At 73.7% G+C, this 16,788-nt stretch carries 17 protein-coding genes; 6 read left to right on the forward strand and 11 right to left on the reverse strand.

Going from position 1 to position 16,788, the window contains the following annotated elements; genetic code table 11:
* The first annotated feature begins 93 nt into the window (after positions 1 to 93).
* The 3 genes from ACYQ8Q_RS10885 to ACYQ8Q_RS10895 are packed head-to-tail and all read left to right on the forward strand — an operon-like array spanning position 94 to position 3,886.
* Positions 94 to 567 carry a hypothetical protein gene (locus ACYQ8Q_RS10885; protein ID WP_460064039.1) on the forward strand — a complete coding sequence of 158 codons (474 nt, stop codon included), beginning with the start codon at positions 94 to 96 and terminating at the stop codon, positions 565 to 567.
* A complete protein-coding gene (locus tag ACYQ8Q_RS10890) occupies positions 567 to 3,257 on the forward strand; it encodes an ABC transporter permease subunit (protein ID WP_460064042.1) in 2,691 nt (896 codons plus the stop codon). Before ACYQ8Q_RS10885 ends, ACYQ8Q_RS10890 begins: the two co-directional genes overlap by 1 nt.
* Positions 3,251 to 3,886, forward strand: a complete 636-nt coding sequence (locus ACYQ8Q_RS10895) for an ABC transporter ATP-binding protein (RefSeq protein WP_460073251.1) — start codon at positions 3,251 to 3,253, stop codon at positions 3,884 to 3,886. The genes ACYQ8Q_RS10890 and ACYQ8Q_RS10895 overlap by 7 nt, the downstream gene beginning before the upstream one ends.
* A gap of 69 nt (positions 3,887 to 3,955) precedes the next feature.
* Here the strand turns inward: ACYQ8Q_RS10895 and ACYQ8Q_RS10900 are convergent, their stop codons facing one another.
* Positions 3,956 to 4,660: a LysM peptidoglycan-binding domain-containing protein gene (locus tag ACYQ8Q_RS10900; RefSeq protein ID WP_460064043.1), complete on the reverse strand. Its 705-nt coding sequence runs from the start codon at positions 4,658 to 4,660 to the stop codon at positions 3,956 to 3,958.
* Between the two features lie 517 nt (positions 4,661 to 5,177).
* Between ACYQ8Q_RS10900 and ACYQ8Q_RS10905 the strand changes: the two genes are divergently transcribed.
* Positions 5,178 to 5,960: a hypothetical protein gene (locus tag ACYQ8Q_RS10905; protein WP_460064044.1), complete on the forward strand. Its 783-nt coding sequence runs from the start codon at positions 5,178 to 5,180 to the stop codon at positions 5,958 to 5,960.
* A 132-nt stretch (positions 5,961 to 6,092) separates the two neighbouring features.
* Positions 6,093 to 6,494 (forward strand): hypothetical protein, encoded by a 402-nt coding sequence (locus tag ACYQ8Q_RS10910; RefSeq protein WP_460064047.1) that lies wholly within the window; start codon positions 6,093 to 6,095, stop codon positions 6,492 to 6,494.
* Between the two features lie 45 nt (positions 6,495 to 6,539).
* Here ACYQ8Q_RS10910 and der read toward each other — a convergent pair whose 3' ends face one another.
* The 5 genes from der to aroH form a co-directional block, all read right to left on the reverse strand.
* The gene (gene der, locus ACYQ8Q_RS10915; protein ID WP_460064049.1) at positions 6,540 to 8,021 is read right to left on the reverse strand and encodes a ribosome biogenesis GTPase Der; all 1,482 of its coding nucleotides are present in this window, start codon (positions 8,019 to 8,021) and stop codon (positions 6,540 to 6,542) included.
* 108 nt (positions 8,022 to 8,129) lie between these two features.
* The gene (locus ACYQ8Q_RS10920; RefSeq protein WP_460064050.1) at positions 8,130 to 8,840 is read right to left on the reverse strand and encodes a lysophospholipid acyltransferase family protein; all 711 of its coding nucleotides are present in this window, start codon (positions 8,838 to 8,840) and stop codon (positions 8,130 to 8,132) included.
* Positions 8,798 to 9,484 carry a (d)CMP kinase gene (gene cmk / locus ACYQ8Q_RS10925; protein WP_460064053.1) on the reverse strand — a complete coding sequence of 229 codons (687 nt, stop codon included), beginning with the start codon at positions 9,482 to 9,484 and terminating at the stop codon, positions 8,798 to 8,800. Before cmk ends, ACYQ8Q_RS10920 begins: the two co-directional genes overlap by 43 nt.
* 117 nt (positions 9,485 to 9,601) lie before the next feature.
* Positions 9,602 to 10,696 (reverse strand): prephenate dehydrogenase, encoded by a 1,095-nt coding sequence (locus ACYQ8Q_RS10930; RefSeq protein ID WP_460064054.1) that lies wholly within the window; start codon positions 10,694 to 10,696, stop codon positions 9,602 to 9,604.
* Positions 10,693 to 11,055, reverse strand: a complete 363-nt coding sequence (gene aroH, locus ACYQ8Q_RS10935; RefSeq protein WP_055636532.1) for a chorismate mutase — start codon at positions 11,053 to 11,055, stop codon at positions 10,693 to 10,695. Before aroH ends, ACYQ8Q_RS10930 begins: the two co-directional genes overlap by 4 nt.
* Before the next feature lie 172 nt (positions 11,056 to 11,227).
* Here aroH and ACYQ8Q_RS10940 point away from each other — a divergent pair, with 172 nt between their 5' ends.
* Positions 11,228 to 11,650 carry a Rieske (2Fe-2S) protein gene (locus tag ACYQ8Q_RS10940; RefSeq protein WP_460064056.1) on the forward strand — a complete coding sequence of 141 codons (423 nt, stop codon included), beginning with the start codon at positions 11,228 to 11,230 and terminating at the stop codon, positions 11,648 to 11,650.
* Positions 11,651 to 11,710: 60 nt separating this feature from the next.
* Here ACYQ8Q_RS10940 and ACYQ8Q_RS10945 read toward each other — a convergent pair whose 3' ends face one another.
* From ACYQ8Q_RS10945 to ACYQ8Q_RS10965, 5 genes are all read right to left on the reverse strand, one after another.
* Positions 11,711 to 12,733 (reverse strand): ADP-ribosylglycohydrolase family protein, encoded by a 1,023-nt coding sequence (locus ACYQ8Q_RS10945; protein ID WP_460064058.1) that lies wholly within the window; start codon positions 12,731 to 12,733, stop codon positions 11,711 to 11,713.
* A complete protein-coding gene (locus ACYQ8Q_RS10950) occupies positions 12,730 to 13,458 on the reverse strand; it encodes an NUDIX hydrolase (protein ID WP_460073252.1) in 729 nt (242 codons plus the stop codon). Before ACYQ8Q_RS10950 ends, ACYQ8Q_RS10945 begins: the two co-directional genes overlap by 4 nt.
* 168 nt (positions 13,459 to 13,626) lie before the next feature.
* Positions 13,627 to 14,727 (reverse strand): pseudouridine synthase, encoded by a 1,101-nt coding sequence (locus ACYQ8Q_RS10955; RefSeq protein WP_460064060.1) that lies wholly within the window; start codon positions 14,725 to 14,727, stop codon positions 13,627 to 13,629.
* Complete coding sequence (scpB, locus tag ACYQ8Q_RS10960) at positions 14,727 to 15,374, reverse strand: SMC-Scp complex subunit ScpB (protein WP_359003288.1); 648 nt, start codon at positions 15,372 to 15,374, stop codon at positions 14,727 to 14,729. Before scpB ends, ACYQ8Q_RS10955 begins: the two co-directional genes overlap by 1 nt.
* The gene (locus ACYQ8Q_RS10965) at positions 15,371 to 16,780 is read right to left on the reverse strand and encodes a segregation and condensation protein A (RefSeq protein ID WP_460064062.1); all 1,410 of its coding nucleotides are present in this window, start codon (positions 16,778 to 16,780) and stop codon (positions 15,371 to 15,373) included. Before ACYQ8Q_RS10965 ends, scpB begins: the two co-directional genes overlap by 4 nt.
* Positions 16,781 to 16,788: the final 8 nt, after the last annotated feature.

A 16,788-nucleotide genomic window follows, 5' to 3' on the forward strand; every position in this document is an offset into this window, starting at 1 on the left:
GGTGTCGGTCCGGGCGTGCGCGCCCGGTCCTTTCAGGGTCAGCTTGCAGAAGGCATAGTGCAAGCCATCGGCGGACTGCGGCGGGAGCGTGGGATGCGGACAGGACGACTGCGGACCGTGCCCCCCGTCCTGTGGGCCGGCTGGGTCGGGCTGGCCGCGGGCGCGGTGCTGTGCGTCGCGGGCTGGTACGGCGTCTCCGGCGAGCGCTTCACCGCACGGCAGCTCCCGTATCTCGCCTCCTGCACGGTCCCGGGCGCGGCGCTGATCGTCGCCGGGGCCGTCCTGCTGGCGTCCGGCCGGGCGCCCGCCGCCACCGCGCGCGTGGAGGAGCTCTACGGCCTTCTGGTGGCCGTCGGCGAGGAGTCCGGGGCACCGGAGCCGGCGGTGTCCGCGCCCGTCGCGGTCAGCAGTGAGCTGCGGATGGTGCCCGGGGGCACGCTGTGGCACCGGGCGGACTGTCCGCTGGTCGCCGGGAAGCCGGAGGCGGTGCCGGTGGACGGCAGGCTGCTGGCCGGCGGCGACCTCGACCCGTGCCCCATCTGCGAACCGGACGCGGCGGACTCCTGATGTCGTCCCTGACCTACGACCTCACGCTCGCCGGCCTCGCGGTCGGCAGCGCGGCCGCCCTCACCGGCATCGGTCTGGTCGTCACCCACCGGGCGACCGGGGTCCTCAACTTCGCGCACGGGGCGATCGCGATGGTCTGCGCCTACGCGCTGCGGCAGTGCGTCGTGGAGTGGGGGTGGCCGCTGTGGCTGGGGGCCGTGGCGACCCTGCTGTTCCTCGCGCCCGGGATCGGGGTGCTGCTGGAACGGTTCGTCTTCCGTCCGCTCGCCGTCCTGGGCAACGACCCGGCGCGCACCCTGGTGGCGTCGATCGGTGTGTTCGTGCTGCTGGTGGGCGGGGCGGCGCTGGTGTGGGGGCAGGGGGCGCGCGACGACGCGCCCGAGCTGGTCCCGGCGGATCCCTGGGGGCAGCTCACGGTGGTGCTGGTGCTGGCCGCCGGGGTCGGTGCGGTGATCCGGTGGACGCGCTTCGGGCGGGAGCTGCGGGCGGTGGTCGACGACCGGGAGCTGGCCGTGCTCGGCGGGGTCGACGCGGACCGGGTGGCGGCCGCGGGCTGGGCGTTCGGCTCGTTCACGGCCGGGGTGACGGGCGTGCTGCTGGCGCCGTACGTACGGCTCGACCCGTACGGTCTGCCGCTGCTGGTGATGGAGGTGCTCGCGGTCGCGGTGGCGGCCCGGATGCGCAGTCTGCCGGTCGCGGTGGCGGTGGCGCTGGGCATCGGGATCGCGCAGAGCCAGCTGACCCGGCTGCACCCGTCGGGCTGGGCGGCGCCGCTGGTGCAGGCGGTCGGCGCGAACCTGTTCGTGGTGGCGCTGCTCATCGCCGCGCTCGTCCTGCCCGGTGTGGGCACCCGGGACGTGCCCCCGGCCGCGGTGGGCACACGCGTGCGGACCCCGCCGGGAGCGTGGGGGGTGGCCGCGGTGCTGTTCCTGCTGCCGCTCGGCTTCGCGGGGTCCGATCTGCACACCGCGGTCCAGGTGCCGGCCCTCGCGGTGATCCTGCTGTCCCTGGTGGTGGTCACCGGCCGCGGCGGCCAGATCTCCCTCGGGCAGGCGGCGTACGCGGGGCTGGGCGCCCTGTTCACCGCGCTGCTGGCCGCGGGCCGCTTCCCCGGGCTCCCCCGCCTTCCCGAGCCGGTGGCCCTGGCCGTGGCGGTCCTGCTGGTGGCCCCGCTCGGCCTGCTCACCGGCCGGCCGGCGATCCGCCGCCACGGCCTCGCCCTGGCCCTCGCGACCTTCGCGGTCGGCGTCGGCGTGAGCCGTTTCGTCCTCGCCCAGCCGTACGCCACCGCGGACCTGTCCCTGGGCCGCCCCGCCGGCTTCGACGGGGACCGCGCCTACTACGTCCTGGAGCTGGCCCTGCTCGTCCTGGCGCTGCTGGCCACGCGGGCGCTGCGCCGGGGCCGCACCGGGCGGGCGCTGGCGGCGATGCGGGACCACGAGCCGGGTGCCTCGGCGGCGGGCGTGCGGGTGCCGTCCCTGAAGCTGCTCGCCTTCGTCGCGGGGGCCGCGCTGGCCGCGCTCGGCGGCGCCCTGCTCGGCATGGGCCTGCGCTCCTTCGACGCCACGGCCTACGACCCCGTCCGCAGCTTGCTCTGGTTCGCCGCGGTGGTGGTCCTGGGCGCCGACAACGCCCTGGGCGCGCTCGTGGCGGCGGCCCTGCTGGTGGGCCTGGACGCGGGCGCCCGCGGCGGGGTGGCGGCGGCCCTGGTCGGCGTCCTGGCGGCCCTGACGGGACGCTTCCCGGACGGGCCGTACGAGGCCCTGCGGGCGGCATGGGCGCGCGCACCTGCCCGGCGGAGACCGGCACTGACCCCTTTGGGGACCCGGGTACGAAGCCGACTCGCGCCGCACTCTGCCGGGGCGCCGACCGCACCGGCCACCGCACCGCGTTCCACCCCCGCACCGGCCCCACCGGCCACACCTGCCCCACCGGCCACCGCCCCGTCCCGGCCCCGTGGGACAGCCCGTGCGGCGGGCCCGCCGCTTCTCACCGCTCGTGGTCTGGAGGCCCGCTACGGCGGGTTCACCGCTCTCGGCGGGGTCGGGCTGGAGGTTCCCGGTGGGCGGGTCACCGCCGTCGTCGGGCCCAACGGCGCCGGGAAGAGCACGCTGTTCCACTGTCTGGCCGGCACCCTGCGCCCGGTCCACGGGCAGGTGCGGTTCGCCGGGCGGGACATCACACGGCTGCCCGCGCACGCCCGGACCCGGCTCGGTGTCGCGCGGACCTTCCAGCAGCTCGCCGTGTTCCCGTCGCTGACGGTGGCGGAGAACGTGCGGGTGGGCGCCGAGCAGGGCCGGCTCGGCGGACCGGAGGCCGTGGAGCGGGCGCTGGCGCTGTTCGGGCTGGACGGGCCGGTCCGCGCACGGCCCGCGGCCGGGCTGCCCACCGGCACCCTGCGCCGGGTCGAGCTGGCCCGGGCGTACGCGGGAGGCCCGCGCGTGCTGCTGCTGGACGAGCCGGCCGCCGGGCTGGACACGGCCGAGGTGAACGCGCTGACCCGGATCCTGCGCGCCCTGGCCGCCGAGGGCACCGCCCTGCTCGTCGTCGAGCACGACCTCGATCTGGTCGCCGGGCTCGCGGACGTCGTGCACGTCATGGCGGCCGGCCGGATCGTCGCCTCGGGTCCGCCCGACCGTGTCCTGGACTCCCTGGACTCCCTGGACTCCCCGGAGGGGGCGGCCTGGTGATCTCGCTGCGGCACGCGCGCGTGCGGTACGGCCCGCTGGAGGCCCTGCACGGCGTCACCCTCACCGCCCCCGCCCCGGGCCTCACCGTCCTGCTGGGCCGCAACGGCTCCGGTCGTACGACGGTGCTGCGGGCGCTGGCCGGGACCGTACCGCTGGCGGGCGGGGCGGTGGTGTGGGACGGGGCGGACGTGACCCGGATGCCCGCGTTCGAGCGGGCGCGGCGCGGGCTGTGCCTGGTCCCGGAACGGCGGGTGGTGTTCGGCTCGCTGACGGTCCGGGAGAACCTGGAGCTCTCCGGGGCCGACCCCGCGCTCTACCCGCCGCTGGTGCCGTTGCTCGCCCGCCGTGCCGGGACCCTGTCGGGGGGTGAGCAGCGGATGGTGGCCCTGTGCCGCGCCCTGTCGGCGCACGCGCGCGTGGTCCTCGTCGACGAGCCGGCCCAGGGGATGTCCCCGGCGGTCGCCGCCCGGACGTACGCCCTGCTCGCCTCGCTCGACGCGTGCGTGGTCCTCGCCGAGCAGCGGCTGCCGCCCGCGCTGCGCGGCCGACGGGTCTTCGTGTACGAACTGCGGCGCGGGGCCGTCGTGTTCGCCGGGGAGGCGGGCGAACGGGTGCGGCGCGGCCGCTGAACACGGCGGCCCCGCCCGGAGGATGGTCCGGACGGGGCCGTGAAGTCCGGCGGGGCCGGAGCGTTCGGCTCAGTACGCGAGGCGCTGGCCCGGCAGGATCAGGTCCGGGTCGTTGCCTATGACGGTCCGGTTGGCGGCGTAGAGCCGCTGCCAGGTGGTGTTGTGCGCGGCGGCGATGGTGCTGAGGGTGTCGCCGGTCCGGACGGTGTAGTCCCCGCGGCTGCTGCCGCGCGAGGTGCCGGTCGTGGTGCGCTCGGGCGCCTGGGACGAACTGCCCTGCGCCGAGCCGGACTTCGTCGTGTCCGCCGGCTTGCCCGACCGGGTCGACTTGCTCGAACTCGACTTGGTGGAGCTCGACTTGGTGGAGCTGGAGTTGGTGGTGGAGGACCCGGAGGTCGACGGGGCGCTGCCGGTGGCTCCGGCGCGGGCCGAGCAGACCGGCCAGGCGCCCCAGCCCTGGGACTTCTGGACCTTGGTGGCGACGGCGATCTGCTGCTCCCGGCTGGCCCTGTCGGCGGTGGCCGCGTAGGCCGAGCCGCCGTAGGCGCGCCAGGTGGAGGCGGAGAACTGCAGTCCGCCGTAGTAGCCGTTGCCGGTGTTGATGTGCCAGTTGCCGCCGCTCTCGCACTGGGCGATGCGGTCCCACACCCCGCTGTCCGCCGCCGCGGCGTTGCCGGTCGCGGCCAGCAGTCCCAGGGGGGCGAGCAGTGCCGCCCCGGCGAGGACCGCCGTCTTGCGCGTCTTGCGGGTGTAGTGATCGGCACACTCGGACATGAAGTTCCCTCTCTGCAAACCCGGGTCTCCCCCGGGCGGGGCGCTTCCCACGTGGAGACGTGGGGGTCACGCTCCGCCCCGTCCGCCGGCGGTGTCGCTGCGCCTCTGGTCCTGCTTGGCGCGGCCGGTGGACGTACCCGAGCGGTGCTCGCTGCACACGGCGGAGCAATCTAGGGAGCCTGACGATCCGTTATCAACCACATCCCTGTTCCCGCAGGCCAGTTGAGGGTTACCGTGAGTAGCAGTTGATTTCGGCCACCCACTACATCCCCTGATTTCAGGTTTTGTCGGACAGCTGTCGAGGCGTGCTGTGAGTCAGTTCACGGGGTCAACCCCCGTGACCTTCCCGTTACTTGACAGGGAGTGTCGCATTCCCCACGGAACGTGACCATCCGTGTTCGGTGATGTGAACGACTCAGTCGTCCAGCGTGACCCCCACCACAGCTCCCCCGTTGTCATCTCATGAGCCGGGAACCCACCCGGCCCACCGACGCACCGCCTTCCGAGGGAGTCACCCGTGCCGCGCATGCTCGACGTCAGCGACGAGGTACGCGCCGAGATCGGCGACGAAGAAGCCGACCGGCTGCTCGCCGGAGACAACGCCCCGGGCAGTTACGACTGCACCTCCTGCCGCACCCCGGGCGACTCCGCGCACGAGCGCACCAGCACCGTCCTGTTCATCGGGGACGAGACCGCCGTCCTCGCCTTCGCCCACGCGACCTGTCTGCCCTCGCAGGTCGTCCAGGTCACCGAGGAGCAGCTCCAGGGAGCCGTCCGCTCCATCAGCGGCGACAGCGTCGAACTGGACCCGCAGAAGGTCGTCCCCGAGCAGGCCGTGCTCGGGGTGACCAGCGGGCTCGTCCTGCTCGCCGGGGAGCTGCACCCCGCGCTGGTCGTCGAGCCCACCGCGCCCATCGTGCGCCCGGGCACCACCGGCGCCGGCGACGACTTCCTGCCGCTCCTGATCGAGCAGGGCTTCATGCCGCTGTCCGAGCTGTCCGAGGTGCCGCCGGTGCAGCACGGCTGGTCGGTGCTGCTGGCGATGGGTCAGCTGCACGCCGTGCTCCAGCCCTCGGCGCACGGCGGGCAGCCGGTCGCCTGGTGGCAGGCGCACCAGCCGCTCCAGGTGACGGAGGGGTGGCGGGCCGCCGCCAACAAGCACCAGCAGGTGCTGATGTTCGCGGCGCCGGTGGGGTCGATCGGGCGGCAGCCGCGGGAGGATCTGCTGCGGGACGCGCTGGACAAGGCGGCGGCGAACGGGAAGCTGGTGGGGGCGGCCATGCCGCTCGCCGGTACCTGAGCGACCACCGAGCGGGGGGCTGCGGATGTACGGCGGCTGCGGCACCGTCGTGGTTGTTCGCGCAGTTCCCCGCGCCCCTGAAGGCATACTGCGGAACCGCATCTCTTCAAGTCGCGGGTCGTTTGCACTTACGTGCACAGCTACGAGGTTCCCCGCCGCCCCGTGTATCCGTCGGTCCCCTCCGCGCGACCGGCCCAGGACTCCCAGGGCGGCCCGTCGGCCACGCCGATCTACGACGCGCTCTACGCCGAGTACGTCAAGACGTTCCGCTCGCTGCCGGGTGACCGCAGCGGCGAGGACGATCTGGGGTTCACCGCCTTCGGGAACATCCCGCACCGTACGGAGGCGCCGACGGTCTACCGGCCCGGCTCGTTCAGCCACTCCTACAGTGCCTACAGCGCGGGTGCGCAGACCGCGCGGCAGCAGTCGCAGTGGCAGCGGGTCGGGCAGATCGGCCCGCAGCCGGAGCGGCAGCAGACGTCGATGGTGCCCGTCCCGGCGGCGCTGCCGCCGATCTCCCGAAGGGGTTACTGAGCGAGGGGGGTCCGTGACACGGTCACGGACCCCCCTCGCTCCTGCCTACTTCTTCTTGCTGCGCTTCTCGCGCACCCGCACCGAGATATGGATCGGGGTGCCCTCGAAGCCGAACTCCTCGCGCAGCCGGCGCTCGATGAAGCGGCGGTATCCCGCCTCGATGAAGCCGGAGGCGAAGAGGACGAACCGCGGCGGCTTGGTGCCCGCCTGGGTGCCGAAGAGGATGCGCGGCTGCTTGCCGCCCCGGACCGGGTGGGGGTGGGCGGCGACGAGCTCGCCGAGGAAGGCGTTGAGGCGGCCCGTGGGGACACGGGTCTCCCAGCCGGCCAGGGCGGTCTCGATCGCCGGGACCAGCTTCTCCATGTGCCGGCCGGTGCGCGCCGAGACATTGACCCGGGGCGCCCAGGCGACCTGGCCGAACTCGGTCTCGATCTCCCGCTCCAGGTAGTAGCGGCGCTCCTCGTCGAGGGTGTCCCACTTGTTGTAGGCGATGACCATCGCGCGGCCGGCCTCGACGGCCATCGTCACGATCCGCTGGTCCTGGACCGAGATGGACTCGGCGGCGTCGATCAGGATGACCGCCACCTCCGCCTTCTCCACCGCGGCGGCGGTGCGCAGGGAGGCGTAGTAGTCGGCGCCCTGCTGGAGGTGGACCCGCTTGCGGATACCGGCGGTGTCGACGAACTTCCAGGTCACGCCGCCGAGGTCGATCAGCTCGTCGACCGGGTCACGGGTGGTGCCGGCGATCTCGTTGACGACGACGCGCTCCTCGCCCGCCACCTTGTTCAGCAGCGAGGACTTGCCGACGTTCGGGCGGCCGATGAGGGCGATCCGGCGGGGGCCGCCGATCCCGGCGCCGCCGAAGAGCTGCTCGGGGGCGTCCGGCAGCACGTCCAGGACAGCGTCCAGCATGTCGCCGGTGCCGCGGCCGTGCAGCGCGGAGACGGGGTGCGGCTCGCCCAGGCCCAGGGACCACAGGTACGCGGCATCCGCCTCCCCGCTCGGCCCGTCGACCTTGTTGGCGCACAGCACGACCGGCTTTCCGGCCTTGCGCAGCAGCCGTACGACGGCCTCGTCGGTGTCGGTGGCGCCGACCTTGGCGTCCACCACGAAGACGACCGCGTCGGCGGCCTCGATCGCGTACTCGGCCTGGGCGGCCACGGAGGCGTCGATGCCGAGGACGTCCTGCTCCCAGCCGCCGGTGTCGACGACCTTGAAGCGGCGGCCCGCCCACTCGGCCTCGTAGGTCACGCGGTCGCGGGTGACGCCGGGCTTGTCCTCGACGACGGCCTCACGGCGCCCGATGATCCGGTTGACGAGGGTCGACTTGCCGACGTTCGGCCGGCCGACGACCGCGAGCACCGGGAGCGGGCCGTGTCCCGCCTCCTCGATGGCGCCCTCGACGTCCTCGAGGTCGAAGCCCTCCTCCGCGGCGAGCTCCATGAACTCCGCGTACTCGGCGTCGCCGAGCGCCCCGTGATCGTGCTCGACGCCGTCCGGGCCGCCGGGCTGGATGTGGTCGTTCATGAAGTGCGTACCTCGTCGTTCCATCGTGGTGGTCGGTGGATCACCCCGCTCGTTCCGGTGTGATCCACTACTCAGTGTCGCCCGGCACCCGGTCGGGCGCCCGGCGTTTTATGCGCCCGTGGGCGGGCGGCCGGTGAGCCGCCGTGCGTGGTCCAGGTGGGCGGCCAGGTTCTTCTGGATGCGCTCGGTCGCCTCGTCCAGCGCCTTGCGCGTACGCCGTCCGCTGCCGTCGCCCGCCTCGAAGGGGTCGCCGAAGACCACGTCGACGCGGGAGCGCAGCGGGGGCAGCCCCTTGACCAACCGTCCGCGCCGCTCGGAACTTCCCAGCACCGCGACGGGCACGATCGGCGCCCCGCTGCGCACGGCGAAGTAGGCGAGTCCGGCGCGCAGGGAGGCGAAGTCGCCCTCGCCGCGGGTGCCCTCGGGGAAGATGCCGAGGACACCGCCGTTCTCCAGGACGCCGAGGGCGCGGGCGATCGCCGTGCGGTCGGTGCTCGCACGGTCGACCGCGATCTGGCCGGTGTGGACCATGAAGCTGCCGACCGGGCCGACGAACGCCTCCTTCTTCACGAGGAAGTGCGAGGCCCGGGGCGCCACGCCGATGACCATCGGGCCGTCGAGGTTGTGGGAGTGGTTGGGCGCGAAGATCACCGGACCGCTGGCGGGCACCTTCCAGGCACCCAGCACCCGCGGCCGCCACAGGCCGTACATCAGGCCGACGCCGATGCGCCGGCCGATCTCGGCGCCCCGCTCCGAGGGCAGCTGGATCGGCTCGCTCACTTTCCGGCCCGCTTCTCCTCGACGAGGGTGACGACGCACTCGATGACCTGGGCGAGGGTCAGCTCGGTGGTGTCCACCTCGACGGCGTCGTCCGCCTTGGCGAGCGGGGAGGTCTTGCGGGAGGAGTCGGCCGCGTCCCGCTTGATCAGCGCCTCGCGGGTGGTGGCCACGTCGGCGCCCTTGAGCTCACCGCTGCGGCGGGCGGCGCGCGCCTCCGCCGAGGCGGTGAGGAAGATCTTCAGGTCGGCGTCGGGCAGCACGGTCGTGCCGATGTCCCGGCCCTCGACGACGATCCCGTGCTCGGCGTCGGCGGCCAGCGACCGCTGGAGCTCGGTGATCCGGGCCCGCACCTCGGGCACCGCGCTGACCGCGCTGACCCGGGAGGTGACCTCCTGGGTGCGGATCGGGCCGGCGACGTCCACGCCGTCGACGGTGATCGTCGGGTCGGCCGGGTCGGTGCCGGAGACGATCTCCGCCTTGCCCGCGACGGCGGCGATGGCCGTGGGGTCCTCGATGTCGATCCCGTTGGTCACCATCCACCAGGTGATCGCCCGGTACTGGGCGCCGGTGTCCAGGTAGCTCAGCCCGAGCTGGGCGGCCACGGCCTTGGACGTGCTCGACTTGCCCGTGCCGGAGGGACCGTCGATGGCGACAATCACGGGCTGGGCGGCGCCGTTTTCCACGGGGGGACACCTTCCTGGTGCGAGGCGGTGGGTGTGCGGGGCGCGACTGTGCCCCGCACAAGGTTACCGGGCACGGCTCACCCTTCCGGCCGAGCCCGGTACCGGTCCGGTACCGGCCTACTGCCGGATCGCCCAGCCCCGCTCCTTCAGCGCCGCCGCGAGAGGGGTCGCGGACTTCGGTTCGACCATGAGCTGCACCAGGCCCGCCTGCTGCCCGGTCGCGTGTTCGATCCGTACGTCCTCGATGTTGACGCCCGCCCGCCCGGCGTCCGCGAAGATCCGGGCCAGCTGTCCCGGCTGGTCGTCGATGAACACCGCGACGACCTCGTACACGCGCGGGGCGGCGCCGTGCTTGCCGGGGACGCGGACCTGTCCGGCGTTGCCGCGGCGCAGGACGTCCTCGATGCCGTCGACGCCGTCACGGCGCTTGGCCTCGTCGGAGGACTGCAGCGCGCGCAGGGCCCGCACGGTCTCCTCCAGGTCGGCGGAGACGTCGGTGAGCAGGTCGGCGACCGGCCCCGGGTTCGCGGAGAGGATGTCGATCCACATCCGGGGGTCGGAGGCGGCGATCCGGGTGACGTCCCGGATGCCCTGTCCGCACAGCCGTACGGCGGCCTCCTCGGCGTTCTCCAGCCGGGCGGCGACCAGGCTGGAGACCAGGTGGGGCATGTGGGAGACGAGCGCGACGGCGCGGTCGTGCGCGTCGGCGTCCATCACCACGGGGACCGCCCGGCAGTGCGAGACGAGCTCCAGGGCGAGGTTGAGGACCTCGGTGTCGGTGTCCCGGGTCGGGGTCAGCACCCAGGGCCGGCCCTCGAAGAGGTCTCCGGTGGCGGCGAGCGGGCCGGACTTCTCGCGGCCGGACATGGGGTGGGTGCCGATGTACCTGGACATCACGGACGGGTCCAGGCCGAGCGCCTCCAGCTCCCGGCGCGGCCCGCCCTTGACGCTGGCCACGTCCAGGTAGCCGCGGGCCACGCCCCGGCGCATCGCGTCGGCGAGCACACCGGCCACATGGGCGGGCGGGGCGGCGACCACGGCGAGGTCGACGGGCCCCTCGGGCGCCTCGTCGGTGCCGGCGCCGAGCGCGGCGGCCGTACGGGCCTGTCCGGGGTCGTGGTCCTCGAGATGCACGACGACGCCCCGCTGGGCGAGGGCGAGCGCGGCGGAGGTGCCGATCAGCCCGGTTCCGATGACGAGCGCGGTCCTCACTGGGCGATGTCCTTGCGCAGGGCGGCGGCGGCGCCGAGGTAGACATGGCTGATCTCGGCGCGCGGCCGGTCGGACTCGACGTGCGCGAGCAGCCGTACGACCCGCGGCATGGCGCCCTCCACGGCGAGCTCCTGGGCGCAGATCAGCGGTACGTCGACGATGCCCAGCTTGCGGGCGGCGGCGGCCGGGAAGTCGCTGTGCAGATCGGGCGTGGCCGTGAACCAGATGCTGATCAGGTCGTCCGCGCTGAGGGAGTTCCGCTCCAGGACGGCGGTGAGCAGGGCCCCGACCTGCTCGTCCATGTGTCCGGCCTCGTCGCGTTCGAGTTGGACGGCTCCCCGGACCGCTCGTACCGCCACGGCGCTGCTCCTTGCTGATGTCGGGCTGCTGAGGCGTACAAGCCTAGTCAGCCCGCGCCGGGCCGGGTGCGCCCCGACCGCCCCCTGAGACGCGGCGCGTCCGGTTGCGGGGCGGCGCCGGTACGCGCTTGGCTGGCACCTGTACGTGCTTCCGCATCCCCGGAGTGACGACATGACCCTCTCCCCCTCCCGGCGCACGGTGCTCGTCGTGACGGGCGGCGCGGCAGCCGCCCTGGCCACGGGCTGCGGCAACGGCGGCGACGGTACGTCGTCGGACGCGGCCGACTCGACGAAGTCCGGGGCCGCCGGTGGCGCGCTGGCGAAGACCACCGACATCCCCGAGGGCGGCGGCAAGATCTTCACGGCCGAGAAGGTCGTCGTCACCCAGCCCACGAAGGGTGACTTCAAGGCCTTCTCGGCGGTCTGCACCCACCAGGGCTGCACGGTCGGCTCCGTGGCCGACGGCACCATCAACTGCCCCTGTCACAAGAGCGAGTTCCGGATCGCCGACGGCTCGGTGGCCGCCGGTCCGGCGACGGAGCCGCTGCCCGAGAAGCAGATCACGGTGCAGGGCGACAGCATCACGCTGACCTGAGCGACGGCCTGAGCGACGGCCTGAGCGGCAGCCTGACCGACGGCCTGAGCGCCGGCCTGATCACAGGTCCCACAGCGCGCCGAGCGTCACCAGCTCCCCCTGGTACTCGATCCGGTCCGCCCAGGGCGTGGGCCAGGCGTCCGCGCCCGCGTACGCCCCCGCGAAGGCGCCCGTCAGACAGGCGATGGAGTCGGAGTCGCCGGAGGAACAGGCGGCCCGGCGCAGCGCGGTGACCGGCTCGTCGGGGAAGAGCAGGAAGCACAGCAGCCCGGTGGCCATGGCCTCCTCGGCGATCCAGCCCGCCCCCGTGGCCAGGCACGGGTCGGCCTCGGGCGCCGGGTCGCGCAGGGCCGCGGCGAGGCGGTCCAGGACGCCCAGGCACTCGTCCCAGCCGCGCGCGATGAAGTGCTCGGCGGACGGGTCCTGGCTGCGGGTCCACAGGTCGCCGAGCCAGCGGTGGTGGTAGCGGGTGCGGTGCGCGACGGCGTACGCGCGCAGCTGTCCGACCAGGCCGGCCGGGCGGGCGCCCTGGGCGAGGAGCCGTACGGCGTGGGCGGTGAGGTCGGACGCGGCGAGCGCGGTGGGGTGCCCGTGGGTGAGCGCCGACTGGAACTGGGCGGCTCCGGCGCGCTGCTCGTCGCTGAGGCCGGGGGCGAGGCCGACGGGAGCGACGCGCATGTTGGCGCCGCAGCCCTTGGAGCCGATCTGGCTGGCGTCCTGCCACAGCCGCCGCTCGTCCTTGAGCAGCTCGCAGGCGGTCAGGCAGGTCCGGCCGGGGGCGCGGTTGTTCTCGGGCGACTGGTACCAGTCCACGAACTCCTCGCGCAGGGGCCGCTCCAGCCGGGTGGGCACCAGCAGCCCCCGGTCCATCGCGGTGCGCAGGGCCCGGGCCACGGCCAGGGTCATCTGGGTGTCGTCGGAGACGAAGGGGCGCCGGGGCAGTTCCATCCCCCGCCAGGGCCCGCACTTGGCGAGGATCGAGGGGATGTCGTTGAACTCGGTGGGGAAGCCGAGCGCGTCCCCGAGGGCGAGGCCCAGCAGGGCGCCGGTGGCGGCGCGCTTCCTCACGGTGGTCGTGGTCATGCGGAACGTCCTTCCCGGGGCGGTCGCAGCAGGGGCGGGTGGAGCGCGGTGGCGGTGCCCGCGCGGTAGAGGGCGGCCGGTTTGCCGCGGCCACCGGTGAGCCGCGCGGCACCGGGCACCGGTTCGACGAACCCCGGTGTGGCCAGCACCTTGCGGCGGAAGTTGGGACGGTCGAGCCCCGTCCCCCAGACCGTCTCGTAGACCTGCTGGAGCTCGCCGAGGGTGAACTCGGGCGGGCAGAAGGAGGTCGCGAGGCAGGTGTACTCGAGCTTGGCGCCGACCCGGTCGTGGGCGTCGGCCAGGATCCGGTCGTGGTCGAAGGCGAGCGGCCCGGTGTCGTCGTACGGCAGCCAGCGGGCCTCGGCCGCGTCGCCGCCGCCGTGCGGTTCGGGGGCGTCGGGCAGCAGCGCGGCGAAGGCGACGGACACGACCCGCATCCGGGGGTCGCGGCCGGGGTCGCTGTAGGTGCGCAGCTGCTCCAGGTGCAGTCCGGAGGCCGCGGAGACGTCGTCCAGGCCGGTCTCCTCGGCCAGTTCGCGCCGGGCGGCCGTCTCGGCGGACTCGTCCGGCCGCACGAAGCCGCCGGGCAGCGCCCATTTCCCGGCGTACGGCTCCTGTCCGCGCTCGACGAGCAGCACGTGCAGGGCGCCCACGCGCAGGGTGAGGACGGCGAGATCGACGGTGACGGCGAAGGGTTCGTGCGCGTATTTGTCGTAGCCCTGCATCACCGTCACCTCTTTTATGGTCAACCTGACTAATAGTCGTGACGACTATAAAGAATCGGCCCCGGCGCCACAAGCCCTCTGCGGCGCTCTGACCGCCTTTTGCACAAACGGAAGCGGCCGGCACCGGAAGACCCGGTACCGGCCGCCACAGTCGCGCTCAGGACGCTTCTAGAGGTCGACCTCGTTCATCAGCATGCCGACCTCCGTGTTGGACAGCCGTCGCAGCCAGCCCGACTTCTGGTCGCCCAGCGTGATCGGCCCGAAGGACGTGCGCACCAGCTTCTCGACCGGGAAGCCCGCCTCGGCCAGCATGCGGCGCACGATGTGCTTGCGGCCCTCGTGCAGGGTGACCTCGACGAGGTAGTTCTTGCCGGTCTGCTCGACGACCCGGAAGTGGTCCGCGCGCGCGTACCCGTCCTCCAGCTGGATGCCGTCCTTGAGCTTCTTGCCCAGGTCGCGCGGGATCGGGCCCACGATGGCGGCGAGGTAGGTCTTCTTCACGCCGTACTTCGGGTGGGCCAGCCGGTGCGCCAGCTCACCGTGGTTGGTGAGCAGGATGACGCCCTCGGTCTCGGTGTCGAGCCGGCCGACGTGGAAGAGCCGCGTCTCGCGGTTGGTGACGTAGTCCCCGAGGCACTGCCGCCCCTCCGGGTCCTCCATCGTGGAGACGACACCGGCGGGCTTGTTCAGCGAGAAGAACTGGTACGACTGCGTCGCGACCGTCAGGCCGTCGACCCTGACCTCGTCCTTCTCCGGGTCGACCCGCTTGCCCTGCTCGAGCACGACCTCGCCGTTGACCTCGACCCGCGCCTGCTCGATCAGTTCCTCGCAGGCCCGGCGGGAGCCGTAGCCCGCGCGCGCGAGGACCTTCTGCAGCCGCTCGCCCTCCTGCTCGGCGCCCGGGAAGGTCTTGGGCGGCTTGATGTCCTTCTTGCCCGCGTACCGCTCGCGGTTGCGCTCCTCGGCCCGTGCCTCGTACTCGCGCGAGGTGCCCGGGGCCGTACGCCCGCGCTGGGGCTGGGCCCTCTTGGGGCCGCCCTTGGCACCGCCGCGCGCGGAGCCGCCGCGCCCGGACTTCGGGCCGTCCGGGGAGGCGGAGGGGCCGACGTCGTAGCGGCGCTCCTCGGGACGGGGCCTGCGGGGGCGGCCCTGGCCACCCTGGCCACCCTGGCCGCCCTGGCCGCCCTGCTTCTGGTCCCTGCCGTTGCCGGCCCCGCGGTAGTTACCGCGCCCGCCGCTCTTGCCGCTACCGCTACCGCTGCTTCGCATCAAAGTTCCGTCGTCGTCGTGTCAGTCGTCTTCGTCGTGGGCCCGTCGTCCGTGTCCGGGGCGTCCGGGTCGAACGACGGCACGGCTTCCTGGGTCTCGGCCTCGATCGCCTCCGCCTCCGGGAGGAAGGGCGCGAGCTCCGGGAGCTCGTCCAGACCGCGCAGGCCCATCCGCTCCAGGAAGTAGTTCGTCGTCGCATACAGGATCGCACCTGTTTCGGGTTCCGTGCCCGCCTCCTCGACCAGACCGCGCTGCAACAGGGTGCGCATCACACCGTCGCAGTTCACTCCGCGCACCGCGGAGACCCGGCTGCGGCTGACCGGCTGCCGGTAGGCGACCACGGCGAGCGTCTCCAGCGCGGCCTGGGTGAGCCGGGCCTGCTGCCCGTCCAGCACGAACCGCTCCACGGCGGGCGCGTACTCCGCGCGCGTGTAGAAACGCCAGCCGCCCGCGACGAACCGCAGCTCGAAGCCGCGGCCCTGCACGGTGTATTCGTCGGCCAGTTCCCGCAGCGCGTCGGCGACCTGGCGGCGGGGGCGCTCCACGATCTTCGCGAGGTGCTCCTCGGTGGCGGGCTCGTCGACGACCATCAGGACGGCCTCCAGGGCGCCCTTGAGGTCGAGCGCGGCGACGGTGCTCTCGGTCACTGCTTCTTCTCCTTCCCGGGCTCCTCGGGCAACTCCGGCGGCCGGTCGAACTCGTCGGTGACGGACGGCTGGGCGTCACCCTCCGCGGCGGTCCAGCGCACCAGCAGCTCACCGAGCGCGGTCTCCTGGTCGAGCGCGACCGCCTTCTCCCGGTACAGCTCCAGCAGGGCCAGGAACCGGGCCACGACGGTCAGGGTGTCGTCGGTGTCCTCGACGAGCGTGCGGAAGCTGGCCTCGCCCAGCTCCCGCAGCCGGGCGACGACGATCCCGGCCTGCTCCTGCACGCTCACCAGGGGGGCGTGGATGTGGTCGACGTACACCTGCGGCTTCGGCCGGGGCTGCATCGCCTTGACCGCGAGCCGGGCGAACCCCTCCGCCCCGATGCTGATGACCACCTCGGGCAGCAGCTCGGCGTGGTGCGGTTCGAGCCCCACGGTACGGGGGTAGCGGCGGGCCTCGACGTCGAGCCGGTACGTGAAGATGTCGGCGACCTGTTTGTACGCGCGGTACTGGAGCAGCCGGGCGAACAGCAGGTCGCGGGCCTCCAGCAGTGCGAGGTCGGCCTCGTCCTCGACCTCGGCGGCGGGCAGCAGCCGGGCGGCCTTGAGATCGAGCAGGGTGGCGGCGACGACGAGGAACTCGGTCGTCTGGTCCAGGTCCCAGTCCGGCCCCATCGCCCGGATGTGGGCCATGAACTCGTCGGTCACCTTCGACAGCGCGACCTCGGTGACGTCCAGCTTGTGCTTGGAGATCAGCTGGAGAAGCAGATCGAACGGCCCCTCGAAGTTGGCGAGCCGCACCTTGAAGACCCCGTCGGGCACCTCCTGCACCGGCTCCGCCGCAACGACCGCGGGCCCAGATGCAGCGGCCTCCGGCTCCGGCGCGACGTCTTCGGGCTGCGGATCGCATACGCCGACCTCCGGCACGACGGCCTCAGACTCCCGCTCGACCACCACCGGCACGACCACCCCGGGCTCAGCCACGGCCTCCGGCTGCGGCTCAACCGCTTCCGGCACGAGCGCCCCGGGCTGCGACTCGACCGCCCTGGGCTCCGCCACGGCCTCCGGCTGCGGCTCGACCGCTTCCGGCTCCGGTACGACGGACTCGCGCTCCGGTGCGGCCTCAGGCTCCCGCTCGACCACCACCGGCTCCGGCACGACCGCTCCGGGCTCCGCGGCAGCCTCAGCCTCCCGCTGGACCACTTCCGGCTCCGGCACGACCGCCCCGGGCTCCGCCGCGGCCTCGGGCTGCGGCTCGACCGCTTCCGGCTCCGGTACGACGGACTCGCGCTCCGGTGCGAGGGACTCCCGCTCCGGGGGCGCCCCGGGTCCCCGGCCCAGCGCGCGGCGGCGACCGCCGGCTCTGCCGGGCCCGGGAGCGTCGTTCGAGGGGTTCGCGGAGGTCATGGCCCCCG

The sequence above is a fragment of the Streptomyces sp. YKOK-I1 genome (genome assembly GCF_054660435.1).